The organism is Streptomyces sp. NPDC059696 (assembly GCF_042733745.1).
Taxonomy (GTDB): Bacteria; Actinomycetota; Actinomycetes; order Streptomycetales; family Streptomycetaceae; genus Streptomyces.
The window spans coordinates 45,121-62,928 of record NZ_JBHWFG010000003.1 but is presented as its reverse complement, the minus strand read 5'-3'; the positions used below and the strand labels follow the sequence as shown (position 1 = coordinate 62,928).

The window sequence follows — 17,808 nt, the reverse complement described above, 5'->3', positions numbered from 1 at the left end:
AGACAGAACCACGGGGAGGAACCGTGTCCGGATTCGTAGAAAAGCCCGAGCCGATCCAGGTTCCGGGCCTGGTGCATCTGCACACCGGCAAGGTGCGCGAGCTGTACCGGAACGAGGCGGGCGACCTCGTGATGGTCGCCAGCGACCGCATCTCGGCCTACGACTGGGTGCTGCCGACCGAGATCCCCGACAAGGGCCGGATCCTCACGCAGCTCTCCCTGTGGTGGTTCGAGCGGCTCGCCGACCTCGCCCCGAACCACGTCCTGAGCACGGATCTGCCCGAGGGCGCCCCCGCCGACTGGGCGGGCCGCACGCTGATCTGCAAGTCGCTCCAGATGGTCCCCGTGGAGTGCGTGGCCCGCGGCTACCTCACCGGCTCGGGCCTCGCCGAGTACAAGGAGACGCGCACGGTCTGCGGCCTCGCCCTGCCGGAAGGCCTGACCGACGGCAGTGAACTGCCCGCCCCGATCTTCACCCCGGCCACCAAGGCCGCGGTCGGCGAGCACGACGAGAACGTCTCCTACGAGGAGGTCGCCCGCCAGGTCGGCGCGGACACCGCGGCCCGGCTGCGCCAGGCGACCCTCGCGGTCTACTCCCGGGGCCGGGACATCGCCCGGGAGCGGGGCATCATCCTCGCGGACACGAAGTTCGAGTTCGGCTTCGACGGCGACGAGCTGGTCCTCGCGGACGAGGTCCTCACCGCGGACTCCTCCCGTTTCTGGCCGGCCGACCAGTGGCAGCCGGGCCGGGCGCAGCCGTCGTACGACAAGCAGTTCGTCCGGGACTGGCTGACCTCGCCGGAGTCCGGCTGGGACCGGGGGAGCGAGCAGCCGCCGCCCGCCCTGCCCCAGCAGGTCGTCGACGCCACCCGCGCCAAGTACGTCGAGGCGTACGAGCGACTGACCGGCACGAGCTGGTCGTAGGAAACACGCGAGAAGCCCCCCGGCGGAACCGGGGGGCTTCTCGATGGAGCGAACGACGAGGTTCGAACTCGCGACCTCAACCTTGGCAAGGTTGCGCTCTACCAACTGAGCTACGTTCGCATGCGCCGTGGCGCGAGAACCACTATACCCAACCTCGCTCCCGCGCGAGCCGTACCGCCGCATGCCGGTTCTCGGCACCGAGCTTCGAGACGGCCGACGACAGATAGTTCCGCACGGTGCCCTGCGACAGCGCGGCCCGCTCGGCGATCTCCGCGACGGGTGCCCCGTCGGCGGCGAGTTCCAGCACCTCGGCCTCCCGCGCGGTCAGGGGCGAGTCCCCGGCAGCGATGGCGTCGGCGGCCAACTCCGGGTCGACGTAACGGTTCCCGGCGTGCACGGTCCGGATGAGCTCCGCCAGCCGCTGCGCGCTCACGGTCTTCGGCACGAACGCCCGCACCCCGGCCGCCAGCGCCCGTTTCAGATGGCCGGGCCGCCCGTGACTGGTGACGATGAGCACCTTGCAGCCGGGCAGTTCGGTCCGCAGGGATGTGGCGACCTTCACACCGTCCGCGCCGGGCATCTGGAGATCCAGCACGGCCACGTCGGGCTTGTGGGCCCGGGCCATGGTCAGGGCCTCGGGGCCGGTGGCGGCCTCGGCGACGACCAGGAGGTCGTCCTCCAGGGACAGCAGGGCGGCGAGCGCCCCCCGGATGAGGTGTTCGTCGTCGGCGAGCAGCAGCCGGACGGGCTCCACGGCCGTCATGAGGTGACCTCGCTCACCGACCGCTGGGCGGCAGCGGCCGGGACGGCACCGGAAGGGGTGGACTGCGGCGGCAGCGGAATCTCCACCGTCAACCGGAACAGTCCCCGCCCCACGGGCCCGGCCTCCAGCGTCCCGTCGATCGCCGCCAGCCGCTCCCGCAGCCCGGCGAGCCCCGAACCGGACGGTCCCGACCCGGACTCCGCCCCCGCCTCTCTCACGCCGTCGTTCTCCACCGACAACATCACCAGCCCCTCCCGCACCGTCAGTCGCACCGTGCACCGCCGCGCGTCCCCGTGCCGCAGCACGTTGGTCGCGGCCTCCCGCACCACCCACCCCAGCGCGGACTGCACCGCGGGCGGCAGGCCGGCGGCCGTCGATCCGCCGATCGTGCAGTCGATCCCGGCGGCCGTCAGCACCCCTTGCGCACCGGCGAGTTCGGCGCCGAGGTCGGCCTTCCGGTAGCCGCGCACGACCTCCCGCACCTCCCGCTGCGCATCCTGCGCGAGCCGCTGCACCTCGACCATCTGCGACACGGCCTCGGGGCGTCCCCGCTGGGCCAGCTGCACGGCCAGCTCGCTCTTCAGGGCGATCACGGCGAGGTTGCGCCCCATGACGTCGTGCAGATCCCGCCCGAACCGCAGCCGCTCCTCGGCGACGGCGAGCCTGGTCCGGGTCTCGCGGGCCTCGTCGAGTTCGTAGACGGCGTTCAGCAGCCACACCGAGAAGACCGCCGTGAACGCGATGAACACACCGCCGATCAGCACGATCAACGCCGTGAAGAGCGCCGTGAGGGCGGGGGCGCCGAGGGCGAGGGCCACCACCAGGGTGCCTGCCGCGAAACCGCCCGAGATGCCGAACGCCCGCCGGCGCGAGCGGACGCCGAGCGCGATGATGCCGGGACCGAAGATCAGGATCACTCCGAAGACGCCACCGGCGGCGGTGTCGACGTCCTCGCGGTGGGGTCCGTGCTCGGCGAGGACGAGCGCGGCGGCGGCGATCGCGGCGGTGACGGCTCCCAGCGTCCACATCAGTCCGGTGGGCTGGGGCCTGCGCCCGCGCGTCCAGTCGACCGCCCGGGACACGGTCACGAAGCAGAGGGCGGCGTGCACGGCGACCACCAGCATGACGGCACCGCCCAGCCGCGCCCCGAGCGGGGCCACGGACGTGAGCCCGACGGAGAAGAACTCCATCACCGCGAAGAAGTGGAACGACCACCGCGTGTACGTCTCGACTTTCTCCGGCGTGCTCTTGTGCCGCCACCACCTGCCCGGCATGCGCATCGGCCCGTCACTCCCCCTCGGTCAGCGGCGCGGTTCCCAGCGGAACCACCGCCGTACAGCAAACACCGCGACGAGGATCCAGGCCACGGCGGTCGCGAGAGCGCCCAGTGCCTCGTACGCGGACAGGTCTCCGGTCCAGCCGCCGCGCACCAGTGTGACGATCGGCGTCAGGGGCAGCAGCTCGCAGATCGAGGCCACGCGGTCCGGCATGAGCTCCAGCGGCCAGAACATGCCGGAGCCGATCATCGAGACCAGCAGCAGTGGCATGGGCGTGGCCTGGGCGCTCTCGCCGGTCCGGGTGAAGCTCGCGGTGGCCGCGGCGAGGGCCGCGCACATCACGAGGCCCAACAGCAGGCCCAGCACGACCAGATGGGGGGCCGACGGCGCGGACAGGTCCAGCAGGGCCGCGCAGCCCGCCGTCAGCAGCAGGCACTGCGCCAGCCCGGTGAGGGCGGCCGGCAGCGAGGCACCGGCGAGGATCTCGACGTCCCGCAGCTCACCGGTGCGCAGCCGCTTGAGGACGAGCTCCTCACGCCGGACGACGAACACGCCGACGAGCACCGAGTACACGGCGAACAGCAGGGAGAAGCCGACCGCGGCGGGCAGCACCAGGGTGCCGGTGCTCAGCCCCGCCCCGGCGAGGTCCATCCCCTCCGCCGCCGACCGCACGCTGACCGGCATCACCAGCGGCACGAACAGTGCGGCGACGAGCGCGCCCCTGGTCCGCCCGAGCAGGGTCAGTTCGGCGCGGGCGAGCGCGGTCATCCGGCTCAGCGGGGTCGTCGCCGCCGCTGCCGGGCGGGGCGTGGTGGGGATGGCGCTCATGCCGCGTACTCCTTCGTCGTCATGCCGTCGGCCTGCTCGGCGGAGACGTTCTTGGCGATGGTGAGGAACGCCTCCTCCAGGGAGGCCGAGCGCACGTCCAGGCGGCGCAGCTCGACCCGGGCCCGCTCGGCCCACACCAGCAGCGCGGTGGCCGTGCGCTGCAGTTCGCGGGTGCGCAGCCGGACGGTGCGGCCGTCGGTCTCGTGGCCGCTCACGCCCAGTTCGCCGAGCGGGGGCAGATCGCCGACGAAGTAGCCGTCGGGCAGCTCGAAGGAGATCCGCGAGGGCTCGGTGGCGGTCACCTCCGCCGGGGTCCCGGTGGTGGCGATCCGGCCCTCGTGCATGATCGCGAGCCGGTCGGCGAGGTTCTCGGCCTCCTCCAGGTAGTGCGTGGTCAGCAGCACCGTCGTCCCGCCGTCGCGCAGCTTGCTCACCAACTCCCAGGTGGCACGGCGGCCTTCGGCGTCCAGGCCGGTGGAGGGCTCGTCGAGGAAGAGCACCTCGGGGTCGCCGAGCAGGGCGAGCGCCAGGTCGAGGCGGCGCCGCTGGCCGCCGGAGAGCTGCTTGACCCGGGTGCCGGCCTTGGCTTCCAGGCCGACCAGCGCCAGTACCTCCGCCGGGGGCCGGGCGCCACTCACGCATCCCGCCCACATCCGGGCGGTCTCGGCGACGGTCAGCTCGGAGGGGAAGCCGCCTTCCTGGAGCATCACGCCGGTGCGGGGCCGTACCGCGGCCCGGTCGGTGTACGGGTCGTGCCCGAGCACGCGCACCCGGCCGCCGGCCGGCTGCGCGAGCCCTTCCAGGAGTTCGACGGTGGAGGTCTTGCCCGCGCCGTTGGTGCCGAGCAGCGCGAAGATTTCTCCCCGCCGGACGGAAAAGCTGATTCCGCGTACCGCCTCGAACCCGCCCCCGTACACACGTCGCAGGTCAGTGACCTCAATCACGTGTTCGTGTCCGCTGGTTTCCATGCGTCCAGCGTCCCGGCCGGGCGGGGCCGGAGGCAGTGCGCGCTGTCATCACTCGGCATGACAAATGTCAGAAACGGGATCAGCACACGAAGAAGCCCCGGTCCTGAGGGACCGGGGCTTCTTTCCCGAGCGGACGACGAGGTTCGAACTCGCGACCTCAACCTTGGCAAGGTTGCGCTCTACCAACTGAGCTACGTCCGCATGTGCTCCCGATCGGCTTTCACCGACCGGTGCGGCACCAGCCTACCTGATCCACAACTGTGGCCGGTACGGCGATGCAGAGCGGGTGACAGGAATCGCACACTGCGCCTTCCCCCTGGAAGGGGGATGTTCTACTACTGAACTACACCCGCATGTTTCCGTGAGCTGGGCTTTTCGGCCTCGCCCCTCGGCGTGCTCCAGACTCTAGCTGATCAGCCGGGGTGCTGCGCAAGTCGGCTGCCGCGAGGGGCGGGTGAGCGGGCATCGGCCCGGGGTGGACGGGCCGTCACTGGGCCGCGGTGAACGCCTCGTAGACCTTCTTGGGGATGCGCCCGCGCGCGGGGACGTCCATCTTGTTGGCCTGCGCCCAGGCGCGTACGGCCGACGGGTCGGGGGCGACCTCCGTCTGCCGGTACGCCTTGCCGGAGCGGGACCGCTTGCGGCCGGCCTCCACGTAGGGCGCGAGCGCCTTCCGCAGTTCTCCGGCGTTGCCTTCGCTCAGGTCGATCTCGTACGACTTGCCGTCCAGTCCGAAGGCGATCGTTTCCGCCGCTTCCGAGCCGTCGATGTCGTCAGAGAGAGTGACCACGACCTTTTGCGCCACGAATATCGGTCCCTTCATGCGGCACTTTGCCAATTCATTTGTACAGTGCCTGGCAATGCATTGTGAAGCCCGACTAAATCCTTCCGCGTGTCAGAAGGCAATAGGTGCCGGGTGTCGATCCGGAATCTTTCCCGAAAATTTCGTGTGTGGGTCCGTCGATGCCGGATCGTGATGACGGTCACGTAGTTTCCTACAAGTCAACGCGCGTAGAAATTTTGTACGGGTAGTCTGAAGGAACCTGCTCAGCACCACACACCGGGAGTGCCAGTGGCACGCGTCGTAGTCGACGTCATGCTCAAGCCGGAGATCCTCGACCCCCAGGGCCAGGCGGTGCAGCGCGCACTGCCGCGGCTGGGTTTCGACGGGATCTCGGACGTCCGCCAGGGAAAGCGTTTCGAACTGGAAGTTGACGGGCCGGTCGACGAGGCCGCCCTCGCCCGCATTCATGATCTTGCGGAGTCCTTCCTCGCGAACACCGTGATCGAGGACTTCACGATCCGGGTCGAGGAAGTCGCGGAGGCCGCGAAGTGACCGCTCGTATTGGCGTCGTCACTTTTCCCGGCAGCCTGGACGACCGTGACACCCAGCGCGCGATCCGTGTCGCGGGCGCCGAACCGGTCGCCCTGTGGCACAAGGACAAGGACCTCAAGCAGGTCGACGCCGTGGTGCTGTGCGGTGGTTTCTCCTACGGCGACTATCTGCGCGCCGGAGCCATCGCCCGTTTCTCGCCGGTGATGGAGCCCCTGCTGGAGCAGGCGAAGGCCGGTCTGCCGGTCCTCGGCATCTGCAACGGCTTCCAGATCCTCACCGAGGCCCACCTGCTGCCGGGCACGATGCTCCGCAACGACCACCTGCACTTCATCTGCCGTGACCAGAAGCTGCGGGTGGAGAACGCCGAGACCGCCTGGACCACCGACTACGCGGCCGGCCAGGAGATCTCCATCCCGCTGAAGAACAATGACGGGCAGTACGTCGCCGACGCGTACACGCTGGACAAGCTGGAGGCCGAGGGCCGCGTCGCCTTCCGGTACCTGGTCCGCGGCGAAGCCGCCGATGGGTACGGCAACCCCAACGGCTCGCAGCGGGACATCGCCGGCGTCACCAACGAGGCCGGGAACGTGGTCGGCCTCATGCCGCACCCCGAGCACGCCGTCGAGCCGCTGATCGGCACCGGCCGCACCGACGGCCTCCCGTTCTTCACCTCGATCCTCAAGAAGCTGGTCAACGCATGAGCCGGACGCCTCTGGACACGGTCGAGCACGCGGCCGCGACCCCCGACGTCGAGCTGCCCTGGGCCGAACTGGGCCTGAAGAAGGACGAGTACGAGAGGGTCGTCGAGATCCTCGGCCGCCGCCCCACGGGCGCGGAGCTGGCCATGTACTCGGTGATGTGGTCGGAGCACTGCTCGTACAAGAGCAGCAAGGTCCACCTGCGCCAGTTCGGCGAGAAGGCCCCCCGGTCCGACGCGATGCTCGTCGGCATCGGCGAGAACGCCGGTGTCGTCGACGTCGGCCAGGGCTACGCGGTCACCTTCAAGGTCGAGTCGCACAACCACCCGTCGTACGTCGAGCCCTACCAGGGCGCGGCCACCGGTGTCGGCGGCATCGTCCGCGACATCATCGCCATGGGCGCCCGCCCGGTCGCCGTCGTCGACCCGCTGCGCTTCGGCGCCGCCGACCACCCCGACACCAAGCGCGTGCTGCCGGGTGTCGTCGCGGGCATCGGCGGCTACGGCAACTGCCTGGGTCTGCCCAACATCGGCGGCGAGGTCGTCTTCGACGCCTGCTACCAGGGCAACCCGCTGGTCAACGCCGGTGCCATCGGCGTCATGCGGCACGAGGACATCCACCTCGCGAAGGCGTCCGGCGCGGGCAACAAGGTCATCCTGTACGGCGCCCGCACCGGCGGCGACGGCATCGGCGGCGCCTCGATCCTGGCCTCCGAGACCTTCGACGACGCCAAGCCCTCGAAGCGCCCGGCCGTGCAGGTCGGCGACCCCTTCCAGGAGAAGCTCCTCATCGAGTGCACCCTGGAGGCCTTCGCCGAGAAGCTGGTCGTCGGCATCCAGGACCTCGGCGCGGCGGGCCTGTCCTGCGCGACCAGCGAGCTGGCGTCGAACGGCTCCGGCGGCATGCGCGTGACGCTGGACGACGTACCCCTGCGGGACTCGACTCTCTCCCCCGAGGAAATCCTCATGAGCGAGTCGCAGGAGCGCATGTGCGCGGTCGTCGAGCCGGAGAAGGTCGACCGGTTCCTGGAGATCTGCGAGAAGTGGGACGTCATCGCCACCGTCATCGGTGAGGTGACCGACGGCGACCGCCTGGAGATCTACTGGCACGGCGGCAAGATCGTCGACGTCGACCCGCGCACGGTCGCCCACGAGGGCCCGGTCTACGAGCGCCCGTACGCCCGTCCCGACTGGCAGGACACCCTCCAGGCGGACGACGCGAACAAGCTGCCCCGCCCGGCGACCTCCGAGGAGCTGAAGGACCAGGTCCTGAAGCTGGTCGCCTCCCCGAACCAGGCCTCCAAGTCCTGGATCACCAGCCAGTACGACCACTTCGTGCAGGGCAACACCGTCCTCGCCCAGCCCGAGGACTCCGGCATGATCCGGATCGACGAGGAGACCGGCCTCGGCGTGGCCATCGCCACGGACGGCAACGGCCGGTACGCCAAGCTCGACCCGTACCACGGCGCCCAGCTCGCCCTGGCGGAGGCGTACCGCAACGTCGCCACCACCGGCGCCAAGCCGCTGGCCGTCTCCGACTGCCTGAACTTCGGCTCGCCCGAGGACCCGGCGGTCATGTGGCAGTTCGCGGAGGCCGTGCGCGGCCTGGCCGACGCCTGCCAGCAGCTCGGCACCCCGGTGACCGGCGGCAACGTCTCGCTGTACAACCAGACGGGCGAGGCCGCCATCCACCCGACCCCGGTCGTCGCGGTCCTCGGCGTCATCGACGACGTGGCCCGCCGCACGCCGGTCGCCTTCCAGGAGGAGGGCCAGCTGCTCTACCTCCTCGGCGACACGCGTGAGGAGTTCGGCGGCTCGGCCTGGTCCCAGGTCGTGCACGACCACCTCGGCGGCCTGCCCCCGCAGGTCGACCTGGAGCGTGAGCGCCTGCTCGCCGAGATCCTGATCTCCGCCTCCCGCGACGGCATGATCGACTCCGCGCACGACCTGTCCGACGGCGGTCTGATCCAGGCGGTCGTGGAGTCGGCGCTGCTCGGGAGGAAGGGCGCCCGCCTGATCGTCCCGGACGGTCTGGACGCCTTCACCTTCCTCTTCTCCGAGTCGGCGGGCCGCGCTGTCGTGGCCGTGCCGCGCTCCGAGGAGGTCCGCTTCAACGACATGTGCGGTGCGCGCGGCCTGCCGGTCACCCGCATCGGCGTCGTCGACGGCGACACCGTGGACGTCCAGGGCGAGTTCGCCCTGTCCCTGTCCGAGCTGCGCGAGGCGCACGAGGGCACGATCCCGGCGCTGCTGAAGTAGGCAATCGCTACCGAAGCCCCCGCCCGGTCCGCCGGGCGGGGGCTTCGCCGTGTCCGGAAGGAGAGGGGCGCGGGCCCTTGCACGTGATTACGTATCTTCGTAATCTCTCAGGGTGGATCTGGAACAACGCGTCGCGGAGCTCGAACGCCGCTTGGCGGCCCTGGAAGGTACCCGGAGCACCGGCCCCCGCGTCGGCGGAGGCGACTTCTGGGCGCTGAACGGGCTGCGGGAGCAGCTGTCCGAGGCGGAGGCACCCGACGGCGGTGTCCTCTACACGGGATCCGTCGGCCTGCCGACGGGCGACGAGTACTCCTGGCAGATGACCCTCCTCACGGAGGACCTGCTGGAAGGCGACTGGACGGCGGCCGCCGAGTCGTTCGCGGCCCTCGGCCACCCGGTCCGTCTGCGGCTGCTGCGCGAGATCCTCGGCGGCCGGCGCACCGCCGCCGAACTGGCCGGGCTGGACGAGACCGGCACGACCGGCCAGATCTACCACCACCTGCGCCAGCTCACCGCCACGGGCTGGCTGCACACGACCGCCCGCGGCCGCCACGAGGTGCCACCGGCCCGGGTCGTACCGCTGCTGGTGGCACTGGCGACGACCCGCCCGTAGCAGCTCACCCACCGCACGAGGGGGACGGAGATGTCCGCACGCAAGCTCGGCACGACAGCCTTCCGAGGGCTCCAACTGGTTTTCGTCGGCATGGTGACCGTCCATGTCCTGAGCGGCTGGGACTACGCGGTGTGGTGGGACTTGGTGCCCCTGGTCCTGGCGTTCGCCGTGATCACCGTCACCAACCGCTGGGGCGGCACACCGGACGCCCCCGGCGTCGCCCGTGAGCCCCTCGAGGTCGCCGTGCCCGTCACCGGGCGCTGGTCCGCGCTGAACAGCCCGGCCGACCGCACCCCGAGCCACGGGGTGCACGCCCACGGCCAGACGTACGCCATCGACGTCCTCGCCGAGCCCGAGCCGGGTGCCCGCCCGGCCTTCGCCTGGTTCCGGCCGCTCGCCCGCCGGCCCCACCACTTCCCGGCGTTCGACGCCCCCGTCCTCGCGGTGGCCGACGCCACGGTCGTACGAGTGGCCGACGGGCAGCGCGACCACCTCAGCCGCACCTCCCTGCCCGGCCTGCTGTACCTGATGCTCGTCGAGGGCTCGCTACGCGAGATGTCGGGCGTCCACCGTCTCCTCGGCAACCACGTCGTCCTCGACCTCGGCGACGGCGCCTACGCCGCCTACGCCCACCTCCGGCGCGGTTCCCTCACCGTCCGGGAGGGCGACCGGGTGCGGGCCGGGCAGCCGATCGCCCGCTGCGGCAACTCCGGCAACTCCTCCGAGCCGCACCTGCACTTCCAGCTCATGGACGCCCCGGACCCGGACGCGGCCCGGGGCATCCCCTTCACCTGGCGGGGCATCGGCGTCCCACGGAACGGGGAGTTCTTCGAGGCTGCTCCCCCTGTCACCGCCCGCATCTAGGCTGACCCCCATGCCCCCGGCCAGGAAACGCACCCGCAGCTACGATCCCGCCAAGATCCGCGCGGCGGTGCTCGCACAGTTCGGGCACGTGCGGGACGCCGTCGCCGGCCTCACCCCCGAGCAGCTCGCCCTGCCCACCCGGCTGGGCGACTGGACCGTACGGGACCTGACGGCCCATGTCGGGATGAGCCTCGGGGCGGTGTCCCGGCTGACCGCACTGCCGGAACCGGCCACGCAGGACGGCACCCTCCTCGACTGGCCCGCCGCCATCGCGGCCGAGGCGCCGGACATCGCCGCCCATGCCCGCGAGCTCGCCGAGACCCACCCGGATCCCGTCGCCCACCTCGCGGCCACCGAGGAGCGCTTCACCGCCGACCTCGCCGCCCACCCCGACACCCGGCTCCTCGCCACCAGCGCCGGAGCCCTGCCCCTGGCCGACTACCTCGTCACCCGCACCGTCGAACTCGTCGTCCACACCGACGACCTCAACGCCGCCGTCCCCGCCCTGGACATCCCCTACGACCGCCAGGCCCTGGCCGCCTGCACCCGGCTCCTGGCCGACACGCTCGCCGCGAAGGCCCCCGGCGGATCGACGGAGGTGCGGGTGCCGCCGTACGCGGTGGTGCAGTGCCTGGAGGGTCCGCGGCACACCCGGGGCACCCCGCCCAACGTCGTCGAGACGGACCCGCTGACCTGGATCCGGCTCGCGACCGGACGCCTCACCTGGGCCTCGGCACTCCAGGACGCCAAGGTCAGCGCCAGCGGGGAGCGCGCGGACCTGTCGGCCTGCCTGCCCCTGCTGCGCTGAGGGGAACCGATCCCCCCGGTTCCCCCGTCGAAGTGGCATGGACAGGCAGAAGCAGCGCATGACCCTGACGGCCGCCGCCATGCTCGTCCCGCTCATGGCGGCCTGCGGCAGTGAGAAGGCGGACGGCGGCAGCGGCTCGGTCGGTGCCGGGAAGCCGGTCACCGGTGTGCGGTGGACCGTGGACAGCGTCACCGCGGACGGCAGGACGCAGAAGGCCCCCACCGGCGCCCACGTGACCATCGACCAGGGCCGGGCCGAGGGCAGCCTCGGCTGCAACACCTTCAGCGCCGAGGCCACCGTCGACGGCGACCGCGTCCGGCTGGGCAAGACCCGGTCCACCGAGATGGCCTGCGAGAACAAGCCGATGGAGTTCGAGACGGCCCTCGCGCGCACCCTCTCCGGCCAGGAGCTGAAGGCGACGGTGGACGACGGCCGCCTCACCCTGACCACCGACCGGGGCGACACCGTCCGTCTGAGCGAGGCCAAGGACGCCCCACTGGCCGGCACCAAGTGGACCGTCACGACTCCGCACGCCGACGGCCGGGCCCACCTCACCCTCGACACGAAGAAGGGCACCGTCTCCGGCAGCCTCGGCTGCAACAAGGTGCACGCGAAGGCCACGGTCCGCGACGGCCATATCACCCTCGGCCCTCCCGCCAGGACCCGAATGATGTGCGAAGACTCACTCATGGACGACGAGAAGACCCTGCTGCGACTTTTCGACGGAGAGACCGAGTACCGAGTCGATCATCAAACCCTCACCCTGACCAGCGAAAACGGTACGCGCGTGCGAGCCGTCGCCGAGCGGTGATCCACCGGAAAGTCCGGTATCCCCAATTCGGACCAGTGGTCGACCTCGCCTACACTCGGGGACGTGCCACGTGGTGACGGACGACTCAACCACGACCTGCTCCCCGGCGAGAAGGGCCCCCAGGACGCTTGTGGCGTCTTCGGTGTCTGGGCTCCGGGCGAAGAGGTCGCCAAGCTCACGTACTTCGGGCTCTACGCCCTCCAGCATCGAGGCCAGGAATCCGCGGGAATCGCGGTCAGCAACGGCTCACAGATCCTCGTCTTCAAGGACATGGGCCTGGTTTCCCAGGTCTTCGACGAGACCTCCCTCGGTTCGCTCCAGGGTCACATCGCGGTCGGACACGCCCGCTACTCGACCACCGGTGCCTCCGTCTGGGAGAACGCCCAGCCGACCTTCCGCGCGACCGGACACGGATCCATCGCGCTCGGCCACAACGGCAATCTCGTCAACACCGCCCAGCTCGCCGAGATGGTCGCCGACCTGCCCAAGCAGGAAGGCGGACGCACCCCGCGCGTCGCGGCGACCAACGACACCGACCTGCTCACCGCGCTCCTCGCGGCCCAGGTCGACGAGGACGGCAAGCCGCTGACCATCGAGGAGGCCGCACACACGGTCCTCCCGCAGGTCAGAGGCGCCTTCTCGCTCGTCTTCATGGACGAGCACACCCTGTACGCGGCCCGCGACCCGCAGGGCATCCGCCCGCTGGTCCTCGGCCGGCTGGAGCGCGGCTGGGTCGTCGCCTCCGAGTCCGCCGCCCTCGACATCTGCGGCGCCTCCTACGTCCGCGAGATCGAGCCGGGCGAGTTCGTCGCCATCGACGAGAACGGCCTCCGGACCTCCCGATTCGCGGACGCGAAGCCCAAGGGCTGTGTCTTCGAGTACGTGTACCTGGCCCGCCCCGACACCGACATCGCCGGCCGGAACGTGTACCTCTCCCGCGTGGAGATGGGCCGCAAGCTGGCGAAGGAGGCCCCGGTCGAGGCCGACCTGGTGATAGCGACGCCGGAATCCGGCACCCCCGCCGCCATCGGCTACGCGGAGGCCTCCGGCATCCCCTTCGGCAACGGCCTGGTGAAGAACGCCTACGTCGGGCGCACCTTCATCCAGCCCTCGCAGACCATCCGCCAGCTGGGCATCCGTCTGAAGCTGAACCCGCTGAAGGAAGTCATCAAGGGCAAGCGCCTGGTCGTCGTCGACGACTCGATCGTGCGCGGCAACACCCAGCGGGCCCTGGTCCGCATGCTGCGCGAGGCGGGCGCCGCCGAGGTCCACATCCGGATCTCCTCGCCGCCCGTGAAGTGGCCCTGCTTCTTCGGCATCGACTTCGCGACCCGCGCCGAGCTCATCGCCAACGGCATGACGATCGACGAGATCGGCACGTCCCTGGGCGCCGACTCCCTGGCCTACATCTCCATCGACGGCATGATCGAGGCGACCACCATCGCCAAGCCGAACCTGTGCCGCGCCTGCTTCGACGGCGAGTACCCGATGGAGCTCCCGGACCCCGAGCTGCTCGGCAAGCAGCTGCTGGAAACGGAGCTGGCCGCCGGCCCGGCCGCCACGGCCGCCGCCGACGCGATCCGCCGCCCGTAAGACGGCCCGTCCCACCTGCCGTACAACACGAAGGTTCTCATCGTCATGCCTGACACAACTGGTGCCAGCTACGCAGCCGCGGGCGTCGACATCGAAGCGGGCGACCGCGCCGTCGAACTGATGAAGGAGTGGGTGAAGAAGGCCCAGCGCCCCGAGGTCCTCGGCGGCCTCGGCGGCTTCGCCGGCCTCTTCGACGCCTCCGCCCTGAAGAACTACGAGCGTCCCCTGCTCGCCTCCGCCACGGACGGCGTCGGCACCAAGGTCGACATCGCCCGCCAGCTGGGCGTCTACGACTCCATCGGCCACGACCTGGTCGCGATGGTCATGGACGACATCGTGGTGTGTGGCGCCGAGCCGCTGTTCATGACCGACTACATCTGCGTCGGCAAGGTCCACCCCGAGCGGGTCGCCGCCATCGTCAAGGGCATCGCCGAGGGCTGTGTACTGGCCGGCTGCGCCCTGGTCGGCGGCGAGACGGCCGAACACCCGGGCCTGCTGGGCGAGGACGACTTCGACGTCGCCGGCGCCGGTACGGGCGTCGTGGAGGCCGACCGGCTGCTCGGGGCCGATCGCATCCGGACGGGTGACGCGGTGATCGCCATGGCGTCCTCCGGTCTTCACTCGAACGGGTACTCCCTCGTCCGCCACGTCCTGCTCAACCAGGCCGGTCTGGCCCTGGACGCGCACATCGAGGAGCTCGGCCGCACCCTCGGCGAGGAGCTGCTGGAGCCGACGAAGATCTACTCGCTGGACTGCCTGGCCCTGATGCGCACCACCGAGGTGCACGCCTTCAGCCACATCACCGGCGGTGGGCTCGCGGCCAACCTCGCCCGGGTCGTCCCCGACGAGCTGCACGCGATCGTGGACCGCTCGACCTGGACCCCGGCCCCGATCTTCGACCTGGTCGGCCGCACCGGCAGCGTCGAACGCCTGGAGCTCGAGAAGACCCTGAACATGGGCGTCGGCATGATCGCGATCGTGCCCCAGGAGTCCGTGGACGTGGCCCTGGCGACCCTCGCCGACCGAGGCGTGGACGCCTGGGTGGCCGGAGAGATCACGGACCGGGGCGAGCACACCACCGGCGCCGCCCTGGTCGGTGACTACGCGAGCTGAGCCACGGGGTCATGACCGTGCAGGCAGCACAGAACCCGGTCGGTGACCGTCGGTCACCGACCGGGTGAGTGCGTCAGTGCAGGGTCAAGCGCCGCGACGATGCTGCGAGGACTGGCCGTCCTCGTCGTCGTCGTCCTCATAGAGGTCGGCGTACCGTGCGTACAGGTCGTCGTCCTCATCGTCTTCGAACGGCTCGCCGTTAGGCGGCTGCGGATTCGAAGGCGATGCACCCAGCTCCTCGGCCAGGCGTGAGAGGTCAGTCCCACCGCTGTTGTACTTCAGCTGGCGGGCGACCTTCGTCTGCTTGGCCTTGGCCCGGCCGCGCCCCATGGCTCGACCCCCTCAACGACGGGGCTCGACGGCCCCAGAGTCTTGACACGCGTTCATGGTCCGGCACGGACTCTCCGCAGAGAGACCGGTCCGTAGGGCTTCCACGGTACCTGAGCCCGCGCCCATACGGTACGTCGCCCGCATGACGTGCCCGCGCCCAGGACCTTCGAGGCGCCCCGTCCTCGCTGGTCAACCGCGATTTTAACCACTTATCGGCGGTCGACCCGCCGGTAGAAGTGAGAGTTCTCTCTAACTGCCCACCGACGGGTACCGGCCAAACGTGCGAGACCCCGAGGATCGGGCCCGCGCCGCCCCGGGGTCAGCCCGCCCGGCGGGCCAGGGCCGCGTCGTGCATCCGCTGCTCGGCGATCCGGTCGGCCGCCGCGGCCGGCGGAATACCGTCCTCCTTCGCACGTGCGAATATGGCCAGCGTGGTGTCGAAGATCTTCGACGCCTTCGCCTTGCACCGGTCGAAGTCGAAGCCGTGCAGCTCGTCGGCGACCTGGATGACCCCGCCGGCGTTCACCACGTAGTCCGGCGCGTAGAGGATCCCGCGGTCGGCGAGGTCCTTCTCCACCCCCGGGTGGGCGAGCTGGTTGTTGGCGGCGCCGCAGACCACCGTGGCGGTGAGCGCCGGCACGGTGTCGTCGTTCAGGGCCCCGCCCAGCGCGCAGGGGGCGTAGATGTCGAGGCCCTCGGCGCGGATCAGGGTGGCGGTGTCGGCGACGGCCGTCACGCCCGTCGGGTGCGCCGCGAGGATCCGGCCCACAGCCTCCTCACGCACGTCGGTGATGAGGACCTCGGCGCCCTCGGCCCGCAGGTGCTCCACCAGGTGGTGGCCGACCTTGCCGACACCGGCGATGCCGACCCGCTTCCCACGCAGCGAGGGGTCGCCCCACAGGTGCTGCGCGGAGGCGCGCATGCCCTGGTAGACGCCGTAGGCGGTGAGGACGGAGGAGTCCCCGGCGCCGCCGTTCTCCGGGGAGCGGCCGGTCGTCCAGCGGCACTCGCGGGCCACGACGTCCATGTCGGCGACATACGTGCCGACGTCGCAGGCGGTGACGTAGCGGCCGCCCAGCGAGGCGACGAACCGGCCGTAGGCGAGGAGCAGCTCCTCGCTCTTGACGGTGTCCGGGTCGCCGATGATCACGGCCTTGCCGCCGCCGTGGTCGAGACCGGCCATGGCGTTCTTGTACGACATCCCGCGGGCGAGGTTCAGCGCGTCGGCGACGGCCTCGGCCTCGGTCGCGTACGGGTAGAAGCGCGTACCGCCGAGCGCGGGGCCCAGGGCGGTGGAGTGGAGGGCGATGACGGCCTTGAGGCCGCTCGCGCGGTCCTGGCAGAGCACGACTTGCTCATGTCCGCCCTGGTCCGAGTGGAACAGGGTGTGCAGTACATCAGCAGGTGCGCCGGTTACGTCGGTCACTGTGGTGACTCCTGAGTAAATTGCGGCGGGTGGAGAGCAGGCCCCGTGTGGGTGGCGGGGACTGTTGAGCATGAGATTAGAGCCTGGTGGCCCCGCCGGCCGCACCGTGCACAGGATCCCCTCCGACCGGAGTACACCCGTGCGACGATTTGCATAGATTTCCCGCGCGATCGCGAGCGGGTCCGGCAGGTTTTCGCCGCGGAGTGCGGGGGAGGGAGCAGGCGTGCCCAAGGTGACCTCGGTGATCGTCCCCTACACGACCTACCTGCGCGTGTACGAACCGCTGGCCGCCTTCCCCGAGCCGGAGCGCAGCCAGTGGGCCCGCTACGCCCGCCGCACGGACCGTCCCTCGTACCAGGACGAACTCCGCCGTGCCCTGAGCGACTTGGCGCCCACCCCGCCGGTGCCGGTGCCGGTGCACGAGAGCGAGGACGCCTTCGTGCTGGAGGTCGACGGCGTCGTCTGCGTCTGCCCCTGGCGCACCCGGCTGCGCGGCTGGCTGGCCCTGGACGAGCTGTCCGAGGAACTGCCCCCGCCGGTCATGGACGCGGTCCTGCCGCCCGTCCTGCGGCGCCAGGCGGCCCAGGACTACGAGCGCTGGCTGGCGATCAACCCCGACGCCCGGCCGTGGATCCGCACGGCCACCTGGCAGGTGCCGATCAACTGGTTCGTGCTGGTCTCCGACGAGGAGCGCGAGTACGACAAGGGCGCGTCGGCCGGCAGCCCGCCCGTGCTGCGCTACCGCACCCCCATGGTCCAGGCCCGGCGGCGGGTGGCCCGGGGCCTGCGCGCCCTGAGGGAGGCCATGGACGAGGGGCCGCTGATCGACGGCCTCACCGACGTCGGGCGCTGGCTGGAGGAGTTCCACCCGCGTTCGCACGTGGAACTGGACTACGGCGGCCTGGTGCACGCGGTGCCGGCCGGGGCGCTGGAGGACGACCATTCGGCCGCGGACGTGGCCGAGGGGATCGCCGCGCTGCGCAGGGGCGACGGGGAGGCGGCGGGGAAGGCGTACGCCCGGCTCGTGGAGCGCTGGCGTTCCGTACGGGATCTGCGGTCGGCCAACTGACCCCTGACCTTGATGTCCGTACACACCGCTCGCATTCGGTCACGAACTGACGTTTGACGAACCGCCCGATTTGGGGTTTCGTCCTCGCACCGAGTTCCTGAAGCGGGCCGTGTTCTTCCTGAGGCTTCGT

18 protein-coding genes and 3 tRNA genes are annotated in these 17,808 nt (G+C 70.8%); 11 read left to right on the top strand and 10 right to left on the bottom strand.

All coding sequences use genetic code 11. The features are described 5' to 3' along the window. Window positions 1-23 precede the first annotated feature (23 nt). Window positions 24-923 (top strand): phosphoribosylaminoimidazolesuccinocarboxamide synthase, encoded by a 900-nt coding sequence (locus ACFV20_RS04045; protein ID WP_385652077.1) that lies wholly within the window; start codon window positions 24-26, stop codon window positions 921-923. 44 nt (window positions 924-967) lie between these two features. On the opposite strand, the gene ACFV20_RS04040 is transcribed toward ACFV20_RS04045, so the two are convergent. The 8 genes from ACFV20_RS04040 to ACFV20_RS04005 all read right to left on the bottom strand — a co-directional run bounded on the left by ACFV20_RS04040 (window position 968) and on the right by ACFV20_RS04005 (window position 5,564). Continuing rightward, window positions 968-1,043 (bottom strand) — tRNA-Gly (locus ACFV20_RS04040). A 22-nt stretch (window positions 1,044-1,065) separates the two neighbouring features. Continuing rightward, window positions 1,066-1,686, bottom strand: coding sequence for a response regulator (locus ACFV20_RS04035; protein ID WP_385652075.1), 621 nt, complete (start codon window positions 1,684-1,686; stop codon window positions 1,066-1,068). Then, window positions 1,683-2,966 carry a sensor histidine kinase gene (locus tag ACFV20_RS04030; RefSeq protein WP_385652073.1) on the bottom strand — a complete coding sequence of 428 codons (1,284 nt, stop codon included), beginning with the start codon at window positions 2,964-2,966 and terminating at the stop codon, window positions 1,683-1,685. Before ACFV20_RS04030 ends, ACFV20_RS04035 begins: the two co-directional genes overlap by 4 nt. Before the next feature lie 21 nt (window positions 2,967-2,987). Then, window positions 2,988-3,791 (bottom strand): ABC transporter permease, encoded by an 804-nt coding sequence (locus tag ACFV20_RS04025; RefSeq protein WP_385652071.1) that lies wholly within the window; start codon window positions 3,789-3,791, stop codon window positions 2,988-2,990. Beyond that, complete coding sequence (locus ACFV20_RS04020; protein WP_385652068.1) at window positions 3,788-4,759, bottom strand: ABC transporter ATP-binding protein; 972 nt, start codon at window positions 4,757-4,759, stop codon at window positions 3,788-3,790. The genes ACFV20_RS04025 and ACFV20_RS04020 overlap by 4 nt, the downstream gene beginning before the upstream one ends. A 128-nt stretch (window positions 4,760-4,887) precedes the next feature. Then, window positions 4,888-4,960 (bottom strand) — tRNA-Gly (locus ACFV20_RS04015). Window positions 4,961-5,040: 80 nt separating this feature from the next. Next, window positions 5,041-5,112 (bottom strand) — tRNA-Gly (locus tag ACFV20_RS04010). A gap of 134 nt (window positions 5,113-5,246) precedes the next feature. Further along, window positions 5,247-5,564, bottom strand: coding sequence for an Lsr2 family protein (locus ACFV20_RS04005; protein ID WP_344460887.1), 318 nt, complete (start codon window positions 5,562-5,564; stop codon window positions 5,247-5,249). Between the two features lie 267 nt (window positions 5,565-5,831). On the opposite strand from ACFV20_RS04005, the gene purS reads away from it, so the two are divergent. The 9 genes from purS (at window position 5,832) to purM (ending at window position 14,853) form a co-directional block, all read left to right on the top strand. Beyond that, window positions 5,832-6,095, top strand: a complete 264-nt coding sequence (purS, locus tag ACFV20_RS04000; protein ID WP_031137820.1) for a phosphoribosylformylglycinamidine synthase subunit PurS — start codon at window positions 5,832-5,834, stop codon at window positions 6,093-6,095. After that, a complete protein-coding gene (gene purQ, locus ACFV20_RS03995) occupies window positions 6,092-6,796 on the top strand; it encodes a phosphoribosylformylglycinamidine synthase subunit PurQ (RefSeq protein WP_385652066.1) in 705 nt (234 codons plus the stop codon). Before purS ends, purQ begins: the two co-directional genes overlap by 4 nt. Beyond that, on the top strand, window positions 6,793-9,051 hold the full coding sequence (purL, locus tag ACFV20_RS03990; protein WP_385652064.1) for a phosphoribosylformylglycinamidine synthase subunit PurL: 2,259 nt from the start codon (window positions 6,793-6,795) through the stop codon (window positions 9,049-9,051). Before purQ ends, purL begins: the two co-directional genes overlap by 4 nt. Window positions 9,052-9,163: 112 nt before the next feature. Beyond that, on the top strand, window positions 9,164-9,664 hold the full coding sequence (locus ACFV20_RS03985) for an ArsR/SmtB family transcription factor (RefSeq protein ID WP_385652063.1): 501 nt from the start codon (window positions 9,164-9,166) through the stop codon (window positions 9,662-9,664). Between the two features lie 30 nt (window positions 9,665-9,694). Then, on the top strand, window positions 9,695-10,528 hold the full coding sequence (locus ACFV20_RS03980; RefSeq protein WP_385652062.1) for a M23 family metallopeptidase: 834 nt from the start codon (window positions 9,695-9,697) through the stop codon (window positions 10,526-10,528). Window positions 10,529-10,538: 10 nt separating this feature from the next. Then, complete coding sequence (locus ACFV20_RS03975) at window positions 10,539-11,336, top strand: sterol carrier family protein (RefSeq protein ID WP_385652060.1); 798 nt, start codon at window positions 10,539-10,541, stop codon at window positions 11,334-11,336. Between the two features lie 37 nt (window positions 11,337-11,373). Beyond that, window positions 11,374-12,147, top strand: a complete 774-nt coding sequence (locus ACFV20_RS03970) for an META domain-containing protein (protein WP_385652057.1) — start codon at window positions 11,374-11,376, stop codon at window positions 12,145-12,147. Window positions 12,148-12,210: 63 nt separating this feature from the next. Beyond that, window positions 12,211-13,740, top strand: a complete 1,530-nt coding sequence (gene purF / locus ACFV20_RS03965) for an amidophosphoribosyltransferase (RefSeq protein ID WP_361122548.1) — start codon at window positions 12,211-12,213, stop codon at window positions 13,738-13,740. Between the two features lie 45 nt (window positions 13,741-13,785). Beyond that, entirely contained in the window at window positions 13,786-14,853 is a 1,068-nt protein-coding gene (gene purM / locus ACFV20_RS03960; RefSeq protein WP_385652054.1) for a phosphoribosylformylglycinamidine cyclo-ligase, read from the top strand. An 84-nt stretch (window positions 14,854-14,937) separates the two neighbouring features. Here purM and ACFV20_RS03955 read toward each other — a convergent pair whose 3' ends face one another. Further along, window positions 14,938-15,183, bottom strand: a complete 246-nt coding sequence (locus tag ACFV20_RS03955; RefSeq protein WP_053669978.1) for a DUF3073 domain-containing protein — start codon at window positions 15,181-15,183, stop codon at window positions 14,938-14,940. A 319-nt stretch (window positions 15,184-15,502) separates the two neighbouring features. Then, the gene (locus ACFV20_RS03950) at window positions 15,503-16,609 is read right to left on the bottom strand and encodes a Leu/Phe/Val dehydrogenase (RefSeq protein ID WP_385652052.1); all 1,107 of its coding nucleotides are present in this window, start codon (window positions 16,607-16,609) and stop codon (window positions 15,503-15,505) included. A gap of 223 nt (window positions 16,610-16,832) precedes the next feature. On the opposite strand from ACFV20_RS03950, the gene ACFV20_RS03945 reads away from it, so the two are divergent. Then, a complete protein-coding gene (locus ACFV20_RS03945; RefSeq protein ID WP_385652050.1) occupies window positions 16,833-17,678 on the top strand; it encodes a hypothetical protein in 846 nt (281 codons plus the stop codon). The last annotated feature ends 130 nt before the right edge of the window (window positions 17,679-17,808 follow it).

Coding starts and splice junctions, on each gene's coding strand:
- ACFV20_RS04035 (WP_385652075.1), bottom strand. CDS start 1,686: ATGACGGCCGTGGAGCCCGTCCGGCTGCTGCTCGCCGACGACGAACAC.
- ACFV20_RS04030 (WP_385652073.1), bottom strand. CDS start 2,966: ATGCGCATGCCGGGCAGGTGGTGGCGGCACAAGAGCACGCCGGAGAAA.
- ACFV20_RS04025 (WP_385652071.1), bottom strand. CDS start 3,791: ATGAGCGCCATCCCCACCACGCCCCGCCCGGCAGCGGCGGCGACGACC.
- ACFV20_RS04020 (WP_385652068.1), bottom strand. CDS start 4,759: ATGGAAACCAGCGGACACGAACACGTGATTGAGGTCACTGACCTGCGA.
- purL (WP_385652064.1), top strand. CDS start 6,793: ATGAGCCGGACGCCTCTGGACACGGTCGAGCACGCGGCCGCGACCCCC.
- ACFV20_RS03980 (WP_385652062.1), top strand. CDS start 9,695: ATGTCCGCACGCAAGCTCGGCACGACAGCCTTCCGAGGGCTCCAACTG.
- ACFV20_RS03975 (WP_385652060.1), top strand. CDS start 10,539: ATGCCCCCGGCCAGGAAACGCACCCGCAGCTACGATCCCGCCAAGATC.
- ACFV20_RS03970 (WP_385652057.1), top strand. CDS start 11,374: ATGGACAGGCAGAAGCAGCGCATGACCCTGACGGCCGCCGCCATGCTC.
- purM (WP_385652054.1), top strand. CDS start 13,786: ATGCCTGACACAACTGGTGCCAGCTACGCAGCCGCGGGCGTCGACATC.
- ACFV20_RS03955 (WP_053669978.1), bottom strand. CDS start 15,183: ATGGGGCGCGGCCGGGCCAAGGCCAAGCAGACGAAGGTCGCCCGCCAG.